Source organism: Flavobacterium sp. WV_118_3 (assembly GCF_039778605.1).
In the GTDB taxonomy this organism is placed as follows: domain Bacteria; phylum Bacteroidota; class Bacteroidia; order Flavobacteriales; family Flavobacteriaceae; genus Flavobacterium.
The window spans coordinates 1,614,809-1,634,665 of the sequence record NZ_CP156060.1; the positions used below are offsets into that span (position 1 = coordinate 1,614,809).

The 19,857-nt window shown below is 41.0% G+C and carries 13 protein-coding genes, 2 tRNA genes and 3 rRNA genes; 7 read left to right on the forward strand and 11 right to left on the reverse strand.

The annotated features are described in order from the left end of the window. Positions 1–130 precede the first annotated feature (130 nt). The 5 genes from lon to ABFU83_RS07550 all read right to left on the reverse strand — a co-directional run bounded on the left by lon (position 131) and on the right by ABFU83_RS07550 (position 6,595). Positions 131–2,590 (reverse strand): endopeptidase La, encoded by a 2,460-nt coding sequence (lon, locus tag ABFU83_RS07530; RefSeq protein ID WP_347069918.1) that lies wholly within the window; start codon positions 2,588–2,590, stop codon positions 131–133. Positions 2,591–2,838: 248 nt separating this feature from the next. After that, entirely contained in the window at positions 2,839–3,609 is a 771-nt protein-coding gene (locus ABFU83_RS07535) for a hypothetical protein (protein WP_347069919.1), read from the reverse strand. A gap of 149 nt (positions 3,610–3,758) precedes the next feature. Continuing rightward, positions 3,759–4,376 (reverse strand): lipocalin family protein, encoded by a 618-nt coding sequence (locus ABFU83_RS07540; RefSeq protein WP_347069920.1) that lies wholly within the window; start codon positions 4,374–4,376, stop codon positions 3,759–3,761. Between the two features lie 48 nt (positions 4,377–4,424). Further along, on the reverse strand, positions 4,425–5,720 hold the full coding sequence (locus ABFU83_RS07545; RefSeq protein ID WP_347069921.1) for an MFS transporter: 1,296 nt from the start codon (positions 5,718–5,720) through the stop codon (positions 4,425–4,427). Between the two features lie 56 nt (positions 5,721–5,776). After that, positions 5,777–6,595, reverse strand: coding sequence for a M48 family metallopeptidase (locus ABFU83_RS07550; protein ID WP_347069922.1), 819 nt, complete (start codon positions 6,593–6,595; stop codon positions 5,777–5,779). Between the two features lie 166 nt (positions 6,596–6,761). Between ABFU83_RS07550 and ABFU83_RS07555 the strand changes: the two genes are divergently transcribed. Genes ABFU83_RS07555 through nth form a run of 4 tightly spaced genes read left to right on the forward strand, consistent with a single transcriptional unit; the run spans position 6,762 to position 9,123 of the window. Next, complete coding sequence (locus ABFU83_RS07555; protein ID WP_347069923.1) at positions 6,762–7,622, forward strand: alpha/beta hydrolase; 861 nt, start codon at positions 6,762–6,764, stop codon at positions 7,620–7,622. Positions 7,623–7,628: 6 nt separating this feature from the next. Continuing rightward, entirely contained in the window at positions 7,629–8,090 is a 462-nt protein-coding gene (gene msrB, locus ABFU83_RS07560) for a peptide-methionine (R)-S-oxide reductase MsrB (RefSeq protein WP_347069924.1), read from the forward strand. Then, the gene (gene msrB / locus ABFU83_RS07565; protein WP_347069925.1) at positions 8,087–8,479 is read left to right on the forward strand and encodes a peptide-methionine (R)-S-oxide reductase MsrB; all 393 of its coding nucleotides are present in this window, start codon (positions 8,087–8,089) and stop codon (positions 8,477–8,479) included. Before msrB (ABFU83_RS07560) ends, msrB (ABFU83_RS07565) begins: the two co-directional genes overlap by 4 nt. A gap of 2 nt (positions 8,480–8,481) precedes the next feature. After that, the gene (gene nth, locus ABFU83_RS07570; RefSeq protein WP_347069926.1) at positions 8,482–9,123 is read left to right on the forward strand and encodes an endonuclease III; all 642 of its coding nucleotides are present in this window, start codon (positions 8,482–8,484) and stop codon (positions 9,121–9,123) included. Between the two features lie 199 nt (positions 9,124–9,322). Here nth and rrf read toward each other — a convergent pair. The 6 genes from rrf to ABFU83_RS07600 all read right to left on the reverse strand — a co-directional run bounded on the left by rrf (position 9,323) and on the right by ABFU83_RS07600 (position 15,978). After that, positions 9,323–9,432: ribosomal RNA gene (gene rrf / locus ABFU83_RS07575) — 5S ribosomal RNA — on the reverse strand. 109 nt (positions 9,433–9,541) lie between these two features. Beyond that, positions 9,542–12,422 (reverse strand): 23S ribosomal RNA (locus ABFU83_RS07580). A 183-nt stretch (positions 12,423–12,605) separates the two neighbouring features. After that, positions 12,606–12,679: transfer RNA gene (locus ABFU83_RS07585), tRNA-Ala, on the reverse strand. A gap of 92 nt (positions 12,680–12,771) precedes the next feature. Next, positions 12,772–12,845: transfer RNA gene (locus ABFU83_RS07590), tRNA-Ile, on the reverse strand. Positions 12,846–13,020: 175 nt separating this feature from the next. Further along, a 16S ribosomal RNA gene (locus tag ABFU83_RS07595) occupies positions 13,021–14,536 on the reverse strand. Together the 16S, 23S and 5S rRNA genes with 2 tRNA genes alongside form the textbook arrangement of a ribosomal RNA operon. Positions 14,537–15,255: 719 nt before the next feature. Then, positions 15,256–15,978: a DUF4294 domain-containing protein gene (locus ABFU83_RS07600; RefSeq protein WP_347069927.1), complete on the reverse strand. Its 723-nt coding sequence runs from the start codon at positions 15,976–15,978 to the stop codon at positions 15,256–15,258. 81 nt (positions 15,979–16,059) lie between these two features. Here ABFU83_RS07600 and ABFU83_RS07605 point away from each other — a divergent pair, with 81 nt between their 5' ends. From ABFU83_RS07605 to ABFU83_RS07615, 3 genes are read left to right on the forward strand one after another with little or no spacing between them, the layout of a single operon-like run. After that, complete coding sequence (locus ABFU83_RS07605; protein WP_347069928.1) at positions 16,060–17,148, forward strand: M42 family metallopeptidase; 1,089 nt, start codon at positions 16,060–16,062, stop codon at positions 17,146–17,148. Between the two features lie 5 nt (positions 17,149–17,153). Beyond that, positions 17,154–19,118: a histidine kinase dimerization/phosphoacceptor domain -containing protein gene (locus ABFU83_RS07610; protein ID WP_347069929.1), complete on the forward strand. Its 1,965-nt coding sequence runs from the start codon at positions 17,154–17,156 to the stop codon at positions 19,116–19,118. Continuing rightward, the gene (locus tag ABFU83_RS07615; protein ID WP_347069930.1) at positions 19,115–19,837 is read left to right on the forward strand and encodes a response regulator; all 723 of its coding nucleotides are present in this window, start codon (positions 19,115–19,117) and stop codon (positions 19,835–19,837) included. The genes ABFU83_RS07610 and ABFU83_RS07615 overlap by 4 nt, the downstream gene beginning before the upstream one ends. The last annotated feature ends 20 nt before the right edge of the window (positions 19,838–19,857 follow it).

A 19,857-nucleotide genomic window follows, 5' to 3' on the forward strand; every position in this document is an offset into this window, starting at 1 on the left:
GTGGTCGTTTCTGAAATTATATAACGCAAATGCGAAGATATTATTTTTTTATTTACAGTAAAAAATAAAAGACAAAAGGCATAAGCCGATTCGCGCGACTTATGCCTTTTTTATAATGCATTAGCTGTTTTTATTCGGCGATCAGTTTTTTGGCATGTTTTGCCTTTTGATCTGTTATCGCGATTTCCAGCACTTCACTCATTTCTTTTACATAATGGAACGTTAATCCTTCCAGATATTCCGGTTTGATTTCATCGATATCTCTTTTATTTTCATAACACAGGATGATCTCTTTAATATTGGCTCTTTTTGCCGCCAGAATTTTTTCTTTGATGCCGCCAACCGGTAATACTTTTCCACGTAGGGTAATTTCACCGGTCATCGCCAGACTCTTTTTAACCCTTCTTTGCGTAAAACTGGATACTAGTGACGTTAACATCGCCACACCGGCACTTGGTCCGTCTTTTGGCGTTGCACCTTCCGGTACGTGAATATGTACGTTATAATTCGCAATCACTTCCGGATTAATACCCAATTGCTCGGCATTCGATTTGATATATTCCAGCGCAAGGGTTGCCGATTCTTTCATAACCGTCCCCAGATTACCGGTCATGGTCATATTTCCTTTTCCTTTGGAAATAATCGATTCGATAAATAAAATATCACCACCTACACTGGTCCATGCCAATCCGGTTACCACACCTGCTGTTTCGTTATTTTCGTATTTGTCGCGTTCCATTTTCGGAGCACCCAATACTTTAATAACATCTTCATCGGTTACCTTAACATTGTACTCTTCTTCCATTGCGATCGATTTGGCTGCATTGCGCACCATAGCTGCAATCTGTTTTTCCAATCCTCGCACTCCGGATTCACGGGTATAACCCACCACAATTTTTTCGATTTGTTTTTTACCAATCGAAAGATCTTTAGTTGTCAGTCCGTGTTCTTTTAATTGCTTTGGAACCAAATGCTGTTTGGCAATCTCTATTTTTTCTTCAATCGTATAACCTGTCATGTTGATCACTTCCATACGATCGCGTAAGGCCGGTTGTATGGTCGACATATTATTGGATGTTGCAATAAACATCACTTTTGACAAATCGTAACCCATCTCCAGGAAATTATCATAGAAATCGGAATTTTGCTCCGGATCCAACACTTCCAATAAAGCCGATGACGGATCACCGTTATGACTACTTGATAATTTATCGATTTCATCCAGTACAAATACCGGATTGGACGTTCCCGCTTTTTTAAGACTCTGAATGATACGTCCCGGCATTGCTCCGATATAGGTTTTACGGTGTCCGCGGATTTCCGCTTCATCGCGTAATCCCCCCAGGGAAATACGAACGTATTCTCTTCCCAAGGCTTCGGCTACCGATTTTCCGATCGATGTTTTTCCGACACCAGGAGGGCCGTACAAACACAAAATCGGCGATTTCATATCGTTACGTAACTTTAATACGGCTAAATGTTCGATGATTCGCTTTTTAACATCTTCCAGTCCGAAATGGTCGCGATCCAATATTTTCTGCGCCTGTTTTAAATCGAATTTATCTTTGGAATAGTTATTCCAAGGCAATTCTAAAAACAACTCCAGATAGTTTCGTTGAATCGAGAATTCGGCCACCTGCGGATTCATGCGTTGCATTTTCGCCAATTCCTTTTCAAAATGAGCTTTTATTTTATCGTCCCACTTTTTAGATTTGGCTTTCTGACGCATTTCTTCGATTTCTTCCTCATAGGAAACACCGCCCAATTCTTCCTGAATGGTTTTCATCTGCTGTTGCAGGAAGTATTCCCGTTGTTGCTGATCAAGATCAAAACGCACTTTGGACTGAATATCGTTTTTCAGCTCCAGCTTCTGCAATTCCAGGTTCATATAACGCAGCGTTTCCAGCGCTCGATCTGTCAGATCATTAATTGCCAGTAATCCCTGTTTTTCGTGAACCATCAGATTCATATTCGAGGAAACGAAATTGACCAGGAAGGATTTGCTTTCGATATTTTTGATCGCAAAAGTCGCTTCCGTAGGGATATTCGGACTCTCTTTAATAATCTGAATCGCCAGTTCTTTTATCGAATCGATAATGGCGTTGAATTCTTTGTCTTTATCTGACGGTCTTTTTTCCGGTACTTCTTTAACCGTAGCCTTTAAATACGGCTCTTCGGTTGTGATCTCGTCGATTTCAAAACGCTTTTTCCCCTGAAGGATCACCGTAGTATTTCCGTCCGGCATTTTTAATACGCGTAAAATACGTGCCACGGTACCAATTGTATTAATATCGGCCGCAGTTGGCTCTTCAACGTTTTCATCTTTTTGCGCCACTACTCCGATGATTTTACCGGCAGCATTTGCATCGTTGATTAATTTAATGGATTTATCTCTTCCCGCTGTGATTGGAATCACAACACCCGGAAACAACACCGTATTGCGCAATGGCAAGATGGCCAGATCATCCGGAAGCACTTCGTTGTTCATTTCTTCCTCGTCTTCCGGCGTCATTAAAGGGATTAATTCCGCATCGGTATCGATTTCATGAAGTGACAAATTGTCTAATGTGAGTATCTTTTGATTTGACATGTTTTTTTTTAAGTCATTTTGTCATTAAATAGTACTGCAAGATAAAAGTCTTTATTGCTATTACCTTGATAATTAACGGTTCTTTGGCATAACACCTATACCGCTATGCTAATAAATCAATCTCTATGCCATAAAAAAAACCGGTAACAACCGGGCTTATTATTACTGTATAAAGTTTTTTAATTAAACATTTAAGCTACTATAAAAAAAGCCGCCCGAAGGCAGCTTTCGTATCTTTTATCTAAAGATTAATTTAAGGTATAACTAATTAATTTAGTCTCGAAAGTAGTTCCTTCTGTGTTCATATATGCGCGAACCGGTCCAATGTCTTTGGCAAACCAGTAATCTATATCGGTAACAGTATTTGCACCCATCGTGGATACTACCTGACGTAAATTCATTTTAATAACGTTGGTGTAGGTTACCCCATTAACCGTTACGGTAGCATCTTTTTCTAAAATCTTACCGGTATAATTTGTTGTCATTACGATACTGGTTGGCAATATACTATAAGTTGTTGTTTGCGTATACGATCCCGACCATGTTGCATTTACAGCAATATTATCTTTAAACATAACCATCTCATATCCGGTTTGTGTACCTGTTAATCCTCCGGCATTAATATTCAGATCCCCCATTTTCATGATATAGTTCCCTCCGTTTTTATGAATCCAGGTTGTTACATCTGTAGCACCGTTTCCTTCGAAAAATCCGGATTGTGGTGAGAATTTATAGTAAGTACCTCCGTTAAAATTATCCGTTCCAATGATTTTCATCTCCGTCGCATTTCCATCCTGGTCATAGTTCCAGATATTATTAATGGCAGTTGGCCAATAATCCCCGGAAGATGTTCCGCCATTACCGCCGGTACCACCACCGGTGTTTCCACCTCCAGTGTTTCCGCCGTTATTTGCTCCATTATTGCTCAAAGCCGGATCGATCGATTCAACTTCACAGGATACAAAAGTAATAGCTGTAAATACCAACAAAATTGTTGTTAAAAAAGTAATTTTCTTCATAGTGGATGAGTTAGTTAAAAAACGTTCCAAATATAATTTTATTTTTAACATTTTAACAGATTTTCCGAGTGAATATATTTAAAAAAAACAAATCATTTGTGATAAAAAAAAGCCGCCCGAAGGCAGCTTTAAAATCGTGTTGGCATATCTTACTGTTTGGTATAGATAATATCGATATTGGCGGTCAGGTAAACCGGTTCTCCTCCGTTTGCTGTACCAACCACTTCGCCTTGCTGAATAGATGCTTTTAGCGTATTTCCGCTAACGATATACTGATCTGTAAACGTATCGCCTTCGTCGGTATAGGTCACCGATAATACGTTTCCTGCTAAGGACCAGGTCCCGCTAAAATCCGGATCGTCTGTACATTCCAATGTACTGGTTGTACCATCGAAAACGATTTCAAGGGAACTTCCCGTAGCGGTAAAAGTGTTGTTGGCGTTTAATACCAGAATACTGTTATTAAAACAACTCGTTTCGTTCATCTGGTTGGTCGATGGTGTTCCGTCGCCGTTAAGATCGGTTGGAACCGAAGTATTAAATGCCGTCATTTTATAGATTCCGACAACTGTAGTGCCTCCGTTATTTCCGCCATTGTTACCACCGTTATTTCCGCCGTTATTTCCGCCGTTGTTGCCACCATTATTTCCGCCGGTATTTCCGGTATTTGTTAGTAAACCCGAATCAACGGGTTCCGTTTCACAGCTTGTTAATAATAGTCCTCCCGTAAACAGGAGCATAAGGCCAATAGTTTTAATTTTTTTCATGTGGGGTTAATCTTGTTGGGTTAATACTGTAACGTAATAATTTGATTTTTATTCTCTTGGTACCCGGGTTAATAACAATAATCCTGCCACAAAGAAGATTACCAAAAATAAAATAGCATTCTGCATTTTTCCGGTGATGTCGGCAATGTAACCGTATAAAAACATTCCAATCACAATACCTATTTTTTCGGCTACATCATAAAAACTAAAAAAAGAGGTCGTATCCTGTGTTTTCGGGATAAACTTGGAATAGGTCGATCGCGATAACGCCTGTATTCCTCCCATTACCAAACCAACGCAACCGGCTGCGATATAAAATTCATTTGGTGTTACGACAAAATAGGCATAAATACAGATCAATATCCATAGGAAGTTGATCACCATTAACACTTTAATATTTCCGAATTTAGCCGAGGCTTTTGAAGTCATAATCGCACCAAATACCGCAATTAACTGAATCAATAAGATGCTCACGATCAATCCCATGGTTCGTTTTTCATCGCTTCCCCACTCCACTTCCTGTTCGCCGAAATAAGCTGCGATGATCATCACTGTTTGTACCGCCATACTATACACGAAAAAGGCTCCCAAATAGCGACGTAACGGTTTGATTTCTTTTAACTGGTTCCAAACTTTTTGCAGTTCTTTAAAACCATTGAAAATAATGTGGCCTTTGATCTTTTTTCCGTTTTTATAATCCGGAAGGTAACGATAGGTATACTGACTGAATCCAATCCACCACAAACCCACCATTACAAACGAAAACTGCATGGCTTTAAGTTGGCTTTCAAATCCGAACATCTCAGATTTCATGACCATTATAAGGTTGATGATCAATAAAATTACACTACCAATATAGCCTAATCCGTAGCCTTTGGCACTAATACTATCCTGTTGTTCCGGAAAAGCAATATCGGGGAGATAGGAATTGTAAAACACCAAACTTCCCCAAAAACCGATCAGCGCCAGCATATAGGTTAGTAAACCGATAATAATATTATCCAGGGAGAAAAAATACAATCCCATACAGGACAATCCTCCCATATAACAGAAGAATTTTAAAAATGTTTTTTTATTACCCATATAATCCGCGATACCGGAAAGCAGCGGCGATAATATCGCTACAAAGAAAAAGCCCAGTGCCGTTATATAGCTGATCAACGATTCACTCCGGATCGATAGTCCGAAAAGCGGGATTTCTTCGATTCCTTTTATACGGAATAAAGCACCGTAATACAGCGGAAAAATAGACGATGAAATTACAAGTGCATAAACCGAATTCGCCCAATCATAAAATGCCCAGGCATTTAATAATTTTTTGCTTCCTTTTTCAAGTTGTTTCATAAATAGGTATAAAAAAAGCTGTTCAATTAGAACAGCTTCGAAGATACTATATTTTTTTATTTAAAAGCAACACCAAATTTTTTTGCTTCGGCTTTTGCCTGAGGAATCAGATTTCGGATTTCTGCAATACGGGTTTCATTGCTCGGGTGCGTACTCAAAAATTCCGGTTGCGATTGTCCTCCGGAATTGGCTGCCATCCGTTGCCAAAACGCTACAGCCGTGTCGGGATTGTATCCGGCAATCGCCATTAATGTCAAACCAATTTTATCGGCTTCACTTTCATGACTACGGCTAAACGGTAACATTCCGCCATATTGTGTGGTCGCTCCATAGGCCGTCATCGCAATTTGTTGGGTTTGCGCACTTTTATTTCCTACCGCTGCGCTCACTCCTGCCGCGCCCAATTGTTGTAATAATCCGGCACTCATTCGTTGTTGTCCGTGGTTTAACAAGGCGTGTGCTACTTCGTGTCCCATTACCGTTGCCATTCCGGCATCGTCTTTACAAATCGGCATGATACCGCTATAAAAAACGATTTTTCCTCCCGGCATACACCAGGCGTTCACTTCTTTACTGTCGACCAGATTGTATTCCCATTTGTAATCTTTCAGATAGCCCTGATAGCCATTGGCATTTAACCATTTTTCAGCAGCAGCTTTGATTTTCATCCCTACATCCGTAACACGTTGTGCATCTTTCGTTCCTTTGACAACCTTATTTTCACTTAGAAATTGATTGTATTGCTGGAACGACGACGGGAAAATTTCACTGTCCGGTACTAATGCCAAGGTACTTTTTCCGGTAAATGGGTTTTTAGCACAGGAAATTCCCAATACTAACAAACCGGCTACTAACAAACGATAATTCCTTTTCATATGATGTGATTTTAGTATAACAAAATTAACAATTCCTGATAAATTAGTAGTGAATCTCCTAACAAAATAGTCGCGTCACTTCTTTTTTTCTGGCTGATTTTTTAAGATTAATTTATCAATAAAACGACAGTTATAACTTAACTTGCAACTGTTTTAGTATACTGAAATGAAAGAAAACAAACCAAAACACCAGCAATCTCTGGAAATACCCAAAGTAATTCTGTTTACCGCGAGACTTTTTGAAAAAATATCTCCGGAACTCGCAACGCAATTTGCGATGAAATTATTTACCACTCCTATTCGTTATACAATACCGAAAAGAGAGTTTGAAATGGATCGGAACAGCCAACAGGAGTTGTTGGAAATACCGGCTATTCAGAAAAAAGTGATGTTATATCAATATGGAACTGGTGACAAAAAGGTTTTATTGGTTCACGGATGGAGCGGACGCGGAACGCAATTGGTTAAAATTGCCGATGAATTCGTAAAAATGGGCTATACTGTTTTTAGTTTTGACGCCCCGGCACATGGAAAAGCACCCGGAAAAACCAGTAATATGACCGAATTTATAGCTGCTATACTCGAAATTGAAAAGCAATACGGCCCATTTGAATTTGCAGTAGGGCATTCATTGGGTGGTATGTCGGTTATGAATGCCATTAAACAAAAATTTAACGTCCAAAAAGCGATTATCATTGGAAGTGGTGATATTGTGACGGATATTATTTCGGATTTTATTTTAAAACTCGGACTAAAACCGGAAATCGGCGTACGCATGAAAGCCAAATTCGAAAAGAAATTTAATCAAACCATGGATAGTTATTCTTCGTATATAGCAGCAAAGACTGTCACAATTCCAGTTTTGGTAATCCACGACGAAATCGATGATGACGTTCCCGTTAAAGCGGCTTTTCATATCCACGAGCATCTAAAAAATGGTGATCTGATGATTACAAATGGCTTGGGACATCGCAAAATACTGGGTGACAGTAAAGTAATCCGTCGGATTGTTCAATTTATATCCTAATTCAACATGAAAAAGTTAGTATTGTTAATCGTTTTGTGTAGTTGCTTTGCTTCTTTTGGGCAAAATCAGAAGTTTAAAGTTCAGAAAACCGATAAAGAATGGAAAGTGCAACTTTCTAAGGAAGAATATGAAGTATTGCGAAATAAAGGAACCGAACGTGCCTTTACCGGAAAATATTGGAATACATACGACAAAGGAAAGTATGTTTGTGCCGCTTGCGGACAGGTATTATTTAATTCCGATTCGAAATTCAAATCCGATTGCGGATGGCCTTCTTTTGACAAAGCCATAAAAGGATCGGTGATTTATAAAACCGACACTAGTCTTGGGATGGTGCGTACTGAGGTGATGTGCTCTAACTGTGGTAGCCATTTGGGACATGTTTTTGACGATGGTCCTGCCAATACTACAGGCAAACGTTTTTGTACCAATTCTGTATCCATCAAATTTATTCCTGCTAAAAAATGAAATATCCCGTAAATAAAACTGAAGAACAGTGGAAAGAAGAACTTGGCCTGGAGCGTTATCGCATTCTACGCCAAAAAGGAACTGAATTTCCAAATTCCGGAAAATACAACCTTCATTTTCAAGAGGGTACCTATTGTTGTGGTGCTTGTGGTGAACCGCTTTTTGAAAGCAATTCAAAATTTGATTCCCATTGCGGATGGCCTTCTTTTGACGAGTCCATTCCCGGAAAAGTCGAATATATTCAGGATTTATCCCATGGCATGATCCGGACTGAGATTCTTTGTGCCAATTGTGGCGGACATTTGGGTCATGTTTTTAACGATGGTCCTACGGCTACTGGTATTCGCTATTGTGTTAATTCGCTTTCTATCGATTTTAAAGACGAATAAAAATGGATTTATTTAGTGATCCGATGCCTTGGTCAGAAAAATTAAATCCTATTGTCGTTCAATATCAGGATCGCAAACACCCTTTGGCCTATCAAAATCCGTATCAATTAGTGATCATGGTAATTCTTTCCGCTCAGGATTCCGATGCCAATATTAATAAAATTGCTCCGGCACTTTTTAATCGTTTTCCGAATTTTGAAAGTCTTGTTTCGGCTACTTTTGAGGATTTATTTCCCTATATCAGTGGGGTTCGTCATTTTCAGATGAAAGCCGGATGGATACTGGAAACCGCACAAATGCTTAAATCAGATGCCAATATCCCGCTTTCCATGGAAGTATTAACACAGTTAAAAGGTATTGGTCGTAAATCCGCAAATGTGATCATGAAGGAGTTACAGGTTCGACCAGCTGTTGGTATTATCGTTGACCTTCATGTTTTACGCGTAGCCCCGAGGATTGGCTTAATCCCTGCTACTCAGGATGGTACTAAAGCTGAAAAATTATTAATGCAACTTTTGCCACGCGATATTTGGGAAGATATTGGGATGTGCATCTCGTTTTTAGGACGTGAAATTTGTCGGCCAACGAGTCCAAAATGTACAATTTGCCCGATTCACCAACATTGCATATATCACAATAATTAATTGATTTTCAATTCAATAAAATATCAAAACCGGAGGTTCGCTCCGGTTTTTTTATGGTTTATGGTGAACACCTGACAGGTTTTTAGAACCTGTCAGGTGTAGTTTATAGCAAAAAAAAGAGCTATCATAATATGATCAGCTCCTTTTTGGTAATCTTATAAAACAAAAAACCCTATCCGTATGGATAGGGTTTTCAAAAGAAAGGCGGCGACATACTCTCCCACAGGATTGCAGTACCATCTGCGCAGGCGGGCTTAACTTCTCTGTTCGGAATGGGAAGAGGTGAGCCCCGCCGCAATAACCACCTTAAATCGTTGATTATACTTCAGGTATAACACTAATATTGTAACATATTGAGATAAAAAATCAAAAACAATTTTCAGAAAGACTTCCCTTCCGCCCGAAGGCGGAAGGACACGTACATAAGCTTACGGGTTATTAGTACTACTCGACTATGACATTACTGCCTTTACATCTATAGCCTATCAACGTGGTCATCTTCCACGACCCTTTAAAGAAATCTCATCTTGTGGTGGGTTTCGCGCTTATATGCTTTCAGCGCTTATCCCTTCCAAACGTAGCTACTCTGCGGTGCTCCTGGCGGAACAACAGATACACCAGAGGTTTGTCCAACTCGGTCCTCTCGTACTAGAGTCAGATCCACTCAAATTTCTAACGCCCACAGTAGATAGAGACCGAACTGTCTCACGACGTTCTGAACCCAGCTCGCGTGCCACTTTAATGGGCGAACAGCCCAACCCTTGGGACCTTCTCCAGCCCCAGGATGTGACGAGCCGACATCGAGGTGCCAAACCCCCCCGTCGATATGAGCTCTTGGGGGAGATCAGCCTGTTATCCCCGGCGTACCTTTTATCCTTTGAGCGATGGCCCTTCCATGCGGAACCACCGGATCACTATGCTCTACTTTCGTACCTGATCGACCTGTATGTCTCTCAGTCAAGCTCCCTTATGCCATTGCACTCTACGCACGGTTACCAAGCGTGCTGAGGGAACCTTTAGAAGCCTCCGTTACTCTTTTGGAGGCGACCACCCCAGTCAAACTACCCACCAAGCAATGTCCTCTTCATCGAAGAGTTAGGCCTCAGATAAGCAAAGGGTGGTATTTCAACAATGACTCCACAACTCCTGGCGAAGCCGCTTCATAGTCTCCCACCTATCCTACACATCACTTATCCAAGGTCAATACTAAGCTATAGTAAAGGTGCACAGGGTCTTTTCGTCCCACTGCGGGTAATCGGCATCTTCACCGATACTACAATTTCACCGAGCTCATGGCTGAGACAGTGTCCAGATCGTTACACCATTCGTGCAGGTCGGAACTTACCCGACAAGGAATTTCGCTACCTTAGGACCGTTATAGTTACGGCCGCCGTTTACTGGGGCTTCAATTCAATGCTTCTCCGAAGATAACATCTCCTCTTAACCTTCCAGCACCGGGCAGGTGTCAGGCCCTATACTTCATCTTACGATTTGGCAGAGCCCTGTGTTTTTGATAAACAGTCGCCTGGACCTTTTCACTGCGGCCAGCATTGCTGCTGGCGACCTTTCTCCCGAAGTTACAGGTCTATTTTGCCTAATTCCTTAGCCATGAATCTCTCGAGCACCTTAGGATTCTCTCCTCGACTACCTGTGTCGGTTTACGGTACGGGTACTTATAATCTAAGTTTAGAGGTTTTTCTTGGAAGCCCTTAGGTACACTATCACTTTGTCCGAAGACTCCGTGTACTATCGCATTTCACCAGTTCCCGCGGATTTGCCTACGGGACCTATAGCTAGGTGCTTTAACGAACTATTCCGTCAGTTCGCGGTACTTTCATCACTCCGTCACCCCATCACAATTATAAGTAGTACGGGAATATTAACCCGTTGGCCATCGACTGTCCCTTTCGGGTTCGCCTTAGGACCCGACTAACCCTCAGCTGATTAGCATAGCTGAGGAAACCTTAGTCTTTCGGTGTGCGGGTTTCTCGCCCGCATTATCGTTACTTATGCCTACATTTTCTTTTCTAAACAGTCCAGCAATACTCACATATCACCTTCAACCCAGTTTAGAATGCTCCCCTACCACTTGTATATACATACAAATCCATAGCTTCGGTAGTATACTTATGCCCGATTATTATCCATGCTCGTCCGCTCGACTAGTGAGCTGTTACGCACTCTTTAAATGAATGGCTGCTTCCAAGCCAACATCCTAGCTGTCTGGGCAGACAAACCTCGTTTTTTCAACTTAGCATACATTTGGGGACCTTAGCTGATGGTCTGGGTTCTTTCCCTCTCGGACATGGACCTTAGCACCCATGCCCTCACTGCTGAAAATCATTATATAGCATTCGGAGTTTGTCAGGAATTGGTAGGCGGTGAAGCCCCCGCATCCAATCAGTAGCTCTACCTCTATATAACTAAATCAGCGCTGCACCTAAATGCATTTCGGGGAGTACGAGCTATTTCCGAGTTTGATTGGCCTTTCACCCCTACCCACAGGTCATCCGAAGACTTTTCAACGTCAACCGGTTCGGACCTCCACTGTGTGTTACCACAGCTTCATCCTGCCCATGGGTAGATCACACGGTTTCGCGTCTACCACTACTGACTATAGCGCCCTATTCAGACTCGCTTTCGCTACGGATCCACACCTGAAGTGCTTATCCTTGCCAGCAACGGTAACTCGTAGGCTCATTATGCAAAAGGCACGCCGTCACCCCACTTAAGGGCTCCGACCGCTTGTAGGCGTATGGTTTCAGGATCTTTTTCACTCCGTTATTCACGGTTCTTTTCACCTTTCCCTCACGGTACTGGTTCACTATCGGTCTCTCAGGAGTATTTAGCCTTAGCGGATGGTCCCGCCAGATTCAGACAGGGTTTCACGTGCCCCGCCCTACTCAGGATACCACTATTCTTATCTTCTCTTACTTGTACGGGACTATCACCCTATATCGTTAACCTTTCCAGGTTATTCCAATTCAATCCGCAAGAAATATCGTGGTCCTACAACCCCACAACTGCCGTAACAGCTCTGGTTTGGGCTTTTCCGCGTTCGCTCGCCACTACTTACGGAATCACTTTTGTTTTCTTCTCCTCCGCCTACTTAGATGTTTCAGTTCAGCGGGTTCGCCCATCTATCGATGTACTATGTCTTCAACATAGTGGGTTGCCCCATTCGGATATTTACGGATCAATTCGTATGTGCCAATCCCCGTAACTTTTCGCAGCTTATCACGTCCTTCTTCGCCTCTGAGAGCCTAGGCATCCCCCATACGCCCTTATTTTGCTTATTGTACTTACTTTTTTTAAAATATACCTTAACGGTACACCCTAAATTCTGTGCTTTCTAATTTTTTTGTTTTCTTATCTCAATATGTCAATGAACGGTTTCTTTTAGAGGAAAGAGTCTAGAACAAAGATCAAAGACAACGTCTTTTATCTTGATTCTTGTTTCTCTTTTCTACCTCCTAAGATAGTGGAGAATATCGGAGTCGAACCGATGACCTCCTGCGTGCAAGGCAGGCGCTCTAGCCAGCTGAGCTAATCCCCCATTCTTTCTTATTTTGAATGTTGAATTTCGAATTTTGAATTAATCCCTAATCCAAATCCCAACTTCCAGAATTTCCTTATAAGTAAAAATTGTAGTCCCGGGCAGACTCGAACTGCCGACCCCTACATTATCAGTGTAGTACTCTAACCAGCTGAGCTACGAGACTATTTTTAAATTATTTTAAATTTTGAACGTTAAATTTTAAATGATATATCTAAAATCTAAGCATCACTCTTTAAAAATAGTATAAACTCTTTTTTTTACTTATTCTTCTTTTTTTTTGAACTAACAGCGAGAGTAAAATCTCTTGTATGCATAAACCCTAATTATCGTGTCTCTAGAAAGGAGGTGTTCCAGCCGCACCTTCCGGTACGGCTACCTTGTTACGACTTAGCCCCAGTTACCAGTTTTACCCTAGGCAGCTCCTTGCGGTCACCGACTTCAGGTACCCCCAGCTTCCATGGCTTGACGGGCGGTGTGTACAAGGCCCGGGAACGTATTCACCGGATCATGGCTGATATCCGATTACTAGCGATTCCAGCTTCACGGAGTCGAGTTGCAGACTCCGATCCGAACTGTGACCGGTTTTATAGATTCGCTCCTGGTCACCCAGTGGCTGCTCTCTGTACCGGCCATTGTAGCACGTGTGTAGCCCAGGACGTAAGGGCCGTGATGATTTGACGTCATCCCCACCTTCCTCTCGGTTTGCACCGGCAGTCTCGTTAGAGTTCCCGACATGACTCGCTGGCAACTAACAACAGGGGTTGCGCTCGTTATAGGACTTAACCTGACACCTCACGGCACGAGCTGACGACAACCATGCAGCACCTTGTAATGTGTCCGAAGAAAAATCTGTTTCCAAATCTGTCACACTACATTTAAGCCCTGGTAAGGTTCCTCGCGTATCATCGAATTAAACCACATGCTCCACCGCTTGTGCGGGCCCCCGTCAATTCCTTTGAGTTTCAAACTTGCGTTCGTACTCCCCAGGTGGGATACTTATCACTTTCGCTTAGCCACTGAGCTTGCGCCCAACAGCTAGTATCCATCGTTTACGGCGTGGACTACCAGGGTATCTAATCCTGTTCGCTCCCCACGCTTTCGTCCATCAGCGTCAATATATTGATAGTAACCTGCCTTCGCAATTGGTATTCCATGTAATATCTAAGCATTTCACCGCTACACTACATATTCTAGTTACTTCCCAATAATTCAAGTCTTGCAGTATCAATGGCCGTTTGATCGTTAAGCGACCAGATTTCACCACTGACTTACAAAACCGCCTACGGACCCTTTAAACCCAATGATTCCGGATAACGCTTGGATCCTCCGTATTACCGCGGCTGCTGGCACGGAGTTAGCCGATCCTTATTCCTACAGTACCGTCAATCTACCACACGTGGTAGGGTTTCTTCCTGTATAAAAGCAGTTTACACACCATAGATGCTTCATCCTGCACGCGGCATGGCTGGATCAGGCTTGCGCCCATTGTCCAATATTCCTCACTGCTGCCTCCCGTAGGAGTCTGGTCCGTGTCTCAGTACCAGTGTGGGGGATCTCCCTCTCAGGACCCCTACCCATCATCGTCTTGGTAAGCCGTTACCTTACCAACTAACTAATGGGACGCATGCTCATCTTGTACCGTTGGAACTTTAATAATCAAATGATGCCATTCAATAATACTATGAGGTATTAATCCAAATTTCTCTGGGCTATCCCTCTGTACAAGGTAGATTGCATACGCGTTACGCACCCGTGCGCCGGTCTCAGGTTAGCAAGCTAACCCTACCCCTCGACTTGCATGTGTTAGGCCTGCCGCTAGCGTTCATCCTGAGCCAGGATCAAACTCTTCATCGTATATTTTTAATATTTTACGATAATCTCTAGGTCTAATTTGTTATACTCGAAAAATCTTACTCTCTCTTTGTATGCTGTCAATCCAATATGTCTATGAACTTAATTCTCTTTATTTTACCACTAACGCGTCTCCTTGTTAGCGGCTGCAAAACTAAAAATTCTTTTTGTTTCTCGCAAGATTTTTTTGAAGTTTTTTTTTGAAAAAATTTTCTTCGTTTATCTTACTCAATATCTTTAAGAACTTCCCTGTTTTGCGGGTGGCAAAGGTAAATCACTTTTTTATTTCTCGCAAATCTTTTTTGACTTTTTTTCTAACCTTAGTCAATCCCAATCTGCCGTACTATACTTCAATGAACTCCCTTATTGCGGCTGCAAAACTAGAACCTTTTTCCATCTTTACAAACTTTATCAAACCTTTTTTTAAATCTTTTTCTTAACAACCTCATTACAAAGACATAACAGCAATACCTTTTTTTCTTTCTCCAGGGCTTTGCTCGCGCAAATCCAAGGATTGGGCAGGTTTTACGCATTTTTAAACTATATATACCGGGTAAAAAAACACCTGACAGATTCCAAAAACCTGTCAGGTCTTCCAAAATTAGTACAATCATACCTATATATAGGACAATTCACTAATATATTCGGTTCGAAAAACGTACTGGAAAGCTATAAAAACAGAAAACCCCGGTAAAACCGGGGTATCCTTATATATATTGTAATTAATTTTCTACCTCTTCTTTCGCTTTGGCCTCCCTTTCACTTCGGATCTGCTTCGACTTTTCCGCTTTTATACGCCAGGTCGCAGCCAATTCCGCCAAATCAATCGGTGTGGCCGGATCCTGTTTTTGAAGTTTTCCACTTTTAAAAGATTTGATCAGTATACTTTCAATATAGAAATCTTCCAGATCATCAAAAGGATTATATTCCTTTTTAAGGTTTATATCAAACAAACGGGCCGTATTATTCGACCAAAATGCTTTCCATCCACTTTTTAAATCCTTAATTAGTTCAAAAGTTGTCATACCTGTTTGACGGTGAATCAGTTTTACAAGGATCTGACCGTCTTTTCGGGAAAATTTCTTTAGCCGGTCTTCAAATTCATTCTGTAAATAATTTTCTACGATTTTAAAGTATTTCTTTTTTTCGCGATCCGAAGACAGTTTCGCCATATTCGCATTTAAAATGGTCAGATTCTCTGCGGCTACTTTTGCATACGGGTATACTTTTAACACTCTTCGTTCCAGAATCCGTATTTTTTTCATTTCTTCGGCATAAGCCGTGTTCTTTCCAACGATCACTTCATCCATCTGAATCATGTAACTCACCGAAGTATCTTTTACTGTAATCGGAAGTTCCGTTTTAAGGGTATCCTGAGGATTAACCTGTGCGTAAAAAAAAGCGGGGAAAAATAGAAATCCTGATAGAATAAATAAGTGCTTCATATAATACTAATTAATATGTAAAATTAGACAATATTCTGAGCAACTATAATACCAAATTTATAAATTAGCAAAAAAATATTTATGGCAACAAAATCTATATTAACAAAATCATCGCTGACTTTTCTGGAAAAATACCTAAACAACGCCTCTCCTACGGGTTATGAGGAAAATGGACAGAAAATATGGATGGAATATCTTACACCTTACGTTGACACTTTTATTACCGATACCTACGGAACAGCTGTGGGTGTGATTAATCCCGACGCACCTTATAAAGTAGTAATCGAAGGACATGCCGATGAAATTTCCTGGTATGTAAACTATATAACCGATAACGGTTTGATTTATGTGATCCGTAACGGAGGAAGTGATCATATGATAGCACCTTCCAAACGGGTTCATATTCATACCAAAAAAGGAATTGTAAAAGGCGTTTTCGGTTGGCCGGCCATTCACACGCGTAACCGTGGCAAAGAGGAAGCGGCTCGTATTGACAATATTTTTATCGACTGCGGATGCGAAACCAAGGAAGAAGTTGAAAAACTGGGCGTACATGTAGGCTGTGTGATCACCTATCCGGACGATTTTATGATTCTAAATGAAAATAAATTTGTTTGCCGTGCTATCGACAACCGTATGGGTGGTTTTATGATCGCGGAAGTAGCTCGTTTGTTACACGAAAATAAAAAGAAACTGCCTTTCGGATTATATATCACGAACTCCGTACAGGAAGAAGTCGGTTTGCGTGGTGCTGAAATGATCACAAAAACAATCAAACCGAATGTTGCGATCGTTACCGATGTATGTCACGATTCGTCCACACCGATGATCGACGTGAAAATTGAAGGTGATACCAAAATCGGAAAAGGCCCGGTAATTACCTATGCGCCTGCCGTACAAAACAAATTACGAGAATTGATCATCGATGCAGCCGAAACCAATAAGATTCCGTTCCAACGGTTGGCGTCTTCACGGGTAACCGGTACCGATACGGATGCTTTTGCCTACAGTAATGGTGGCGTGGCTTCGGCATTGATTTCACTTCCGCTGCGTTATATGCACACTACGGTAGAGATGGTTCACCGCGAAGATGTGGAAAATGTGATCCGCTTAATTTATGAAAGCATCCTAAAAATTGAAAATAATGCGACTTTTTCGTATTTCAAATAATTAAAATGTTCCGCTTCGGAATATTCAAAACGGCCTTATCAATAGTATTGCTTTTTGTTTCGGTTTGCCATGCGGCCGAAGAAAAAGACAGTATCAGGAACGCTTACGGTTCTAAAAACGCTATTGATAAGGTCCTTTTTTATGAAAAACTGGATCTGAATACGAAAAGATCCTATCAGGATTTCTTTTATACTTCCTTTCCAGGATTGTCCCAGGATCCGCTTATTCAAAATTCCAAAAAAAATGATATCCGCTATCGGTTTGCTCTCGCCGAAGTCTATAATATAAAGGGTGACGAGATTAATGCAATTAATGTGCTCAAAAGTATCCGAAACGATAAAGAGTACAAATTGTCCGATACCGAATATATGAATCTGCTGGTGGCGTTGCAAAAATCCTATCTGAATCTGAATCTCTATTCGAATGTATTTCAGATCAATTCCGAAATTGGAAACCTCCGAAAAAGGGGAGCTTATTTTCCGCTTTGGAGCTATAATATCAAAAGTCAGTTATACGCCAGACTTTATTTATACGAAAAAGCGATCCGTCAGTTAAAATCTGAAATACGGGATTTAGAGCGTTACGTGCAAAATGATCCTTTGATCATTCCTTCGGCCTATAACGACCTTGGCTTTTACTATTCGCTCAATGATAATATTGATAGCTCTTTTTATTACTACAAACGTAGCCTTCAATTATCCGAACGCTATTTAAAAAAGTCACAACCCGAAGCCTACAATCGGCTTACCGGAACCGTTAAAGGGAATATGGCGGTTTTATATTGTAAAAGGAACGATTATAAAACGGCTATTCCATTATTACAGGAAGATATTTCGGTTAATTCCGGAAACAAAGACGATGATTTGGGCAGTGCCACCAGTCGGATATTACTTTCCGAATGCTATTCCCGATTACAGCAATACGACCGGGCGAAAACAGTTCTACTGGATGCGGAACGATTTCTTCCTCATATTTCCCAACCCGCTACTCTGGTTTATTTTTACAAAACCAAAGCCGAATTACTCAAAGCCCTTAAACAAACCGATCAGGCATATGCCTACTATAAAAAAGCGTTCCGGTTGAACGATTCGATTAACAAACAAAATCAATCCCGATTATTGGGTGGAAACGAAATTTTATACCATCTGGAACAACAGGACGATTTGATCGCACAACAACAAACTGCCATTCAGCACAAACAAAAATATATTTTACAGATTATCCTTTCCGCCTTACTGATCATCACTTTATTTGCTTTTATTTATATGATCAACTCACGTAAAAAGCAGTTGAAAATTCAGAAGATGAATGCAGAAATTTCGGCTAAAAATAAAGTGATCAAAGAATCTCTTTCCGAAAAGGAGACCTTGTTACGTGAAATACATCATCGGGTCAATAACAATCTTCAGATGATATCCGGTATTCTGGCACTTCAGCAAATGTACAATACCGACGATTCGATACGACTCATATTGCAAGAAGGCCAGGCGCGTATCCAGTCCATTGCCCTTATTCATAAAGCTTTGTATCATTCGGATAACTTTGCCCGGGTTTCTTTTGAATCCTACCTGAACGAATTGGTTACTGCCATACAAAAAACCTATCAAAACGAAGCCAAAACCATACATTGTATAGTCGATGCCGGACAAATCGAACTCAACATCAATACCGCTATACCGTTAAGTCTTATTATTAACGAGATCATAACCAATAGCTTTAAACATGCTTTTAAAAATCGGTCCGAAGGTCGTATCGTCATCCGGCTTTCCAAATTAAATAATCACTACAAACTGAGCATTAGCGATAATGGTATCGGACTTCCGGATCATTTTGATCCTATGAATTTACATTCCATCGGTTTTGATTTGATCATGGGTCTGACCAAACAACTCGACGGTGAATTAACCTGGCAAAACCGAAACGGAACTCAAATCAATATCACGTTTAATGAAATAACTTCCCAATCATGAGCGCACCACTACAAATTCTTATTGTTGAAGACGAATATATCACGCAGAAAACAATTACCGTTTTCCTACGGGAAATGGGTTATCATGTGGTGGGTTGTGCCATGCAGGCCGATGAAGCACTCCGTTACTTAAACCTTCATAAGGTCGATTTTGTAATTCTGGATATCACCATCAAAGGAGAAAAAGACGGAATCTGGCTGGCCGAAAAACTGCAACAACATTATGCGATTCCGTATATTTTCCTGACCGCCTACGTGGATGAAGTGACGGTAAAAAATGCGATCGCCACCAATCCCTATGGTTATTTGGTTAAGCCATTTCAAAAAGCGGCTTTATTTTCTGCAATCGAAATTGCACTAATCAATTTTAATAAATGCCAACAGGTCAAAAAGGAAATTCCGGCTTCCATTGTTGTAAAACATCAGGACATTTTTGAAAAGGTACCCCTTGATCATCTTTATTATATCGAGAGTCAGAAAAACTACCTGATTCTTACCACTTCCCACAAACAATATCGAATTCGCGCCACTGTTACGGATTTTCTGGAAAAACTTCCCGAAAACTTTATTAAAACTCATAAAGGTTTTATCGTTAACACCGACAAGATACAAAGCTTTTCGTCAAATGTGGTTACTATTAACGGCCAAAAAATACCAGTTTCTAAGACTTATAAAGACATTGTTTTCAATAGCTTACACCATTCGTCCTTAAAACAGTAGGCATCGAAACTTTTATCCCG

Coding starts and splice junctions, on each gene's coding strand:
- ABFU83_RS07605 (WP_347069928.1), top strand. CDS start 16,060: ATGGCAACAAAATCTATATTAACAAAATCATCGCTGACTTTTCTGGAA.
- ABFU83_RS07545 (WP_347069921.1), bottom strand. CDS start 5,720: ATGAAACAACTTGAAAAAGGAAGCAAAAAATTATTAAATGCCTGGGCA.
- msrB (WP_347069925.1), top strand. CDS start 8,087: ATGAAATATCCCGTAAATAAAACTGAAGAACAGTGGAAAGAAGAACTT.
- ABFU83_RS07555 (WP_347069923.1), top strand. CDS start 6,762: ATGAAAGAAAACAAACCAAAACACCAGCAATCTCTGGAAATACCCAAA.
- ABFU83_RS07540 (WP_347069920.1), bottom strand. CDS start 4,376: ATGAAAAAAATTAAAACTATTGGCCTTATGCTCCTGTTTACGGGAGGA.
- ABFU83_RS07610 (WP_347069929.1), top strand. CDS start 17,154: ATGTTCCGCTTCGGAATATTCAAAACGGCCTTATCAATAGTATTGCTT.
- ABFU83_RS07615 (WP_347069930.1), top strand. CDS start 19,115: ATGAGCGCACCACTACAAATTCTTATTGTTGAAGACGAATATATCACG.
- ABFU83_RS07535 (WP_347069919.1), bottom strand. CDS start 3,609: ATGAAGAAAATTACTTTTTTAACAACAATTTTGTTGGTATTTACAGCT.
- msrB (WP_347069924.1), top strand. CDS start 7,629: ATGAAAAAGTTAGTATTGTTAATCGTTTTGTGTAGTTGCTTTGCTTCT.
- ABFU83_RS07550 (WP_347069922.1), bottom strand. CDS start 6,595: ATGAAAAGGAATTATCGTTTGTTAGTAGCCGGTTTGTTAGTATTGGGA.
- ABFU83_RS07600 (WP_347069927.1), bottom strand. CDS start 15,978: ATGAAGCACTTATTTATTCTATCAGGATTTCTATTTTTCCCCGCTTTT.
- nth (WP_347069926.1), top strand. CDS start 8,482: ATGGATTTATTTAGTGATCCGATGCCTTGGTCAGAAAAATTAAATCCT.
- lon (WP_347069918.1), bottom strand. CDS start 2,590: ATGTCAAATCAAAAGATACTCACATTAGACAATTTGTCACTTCATGAA.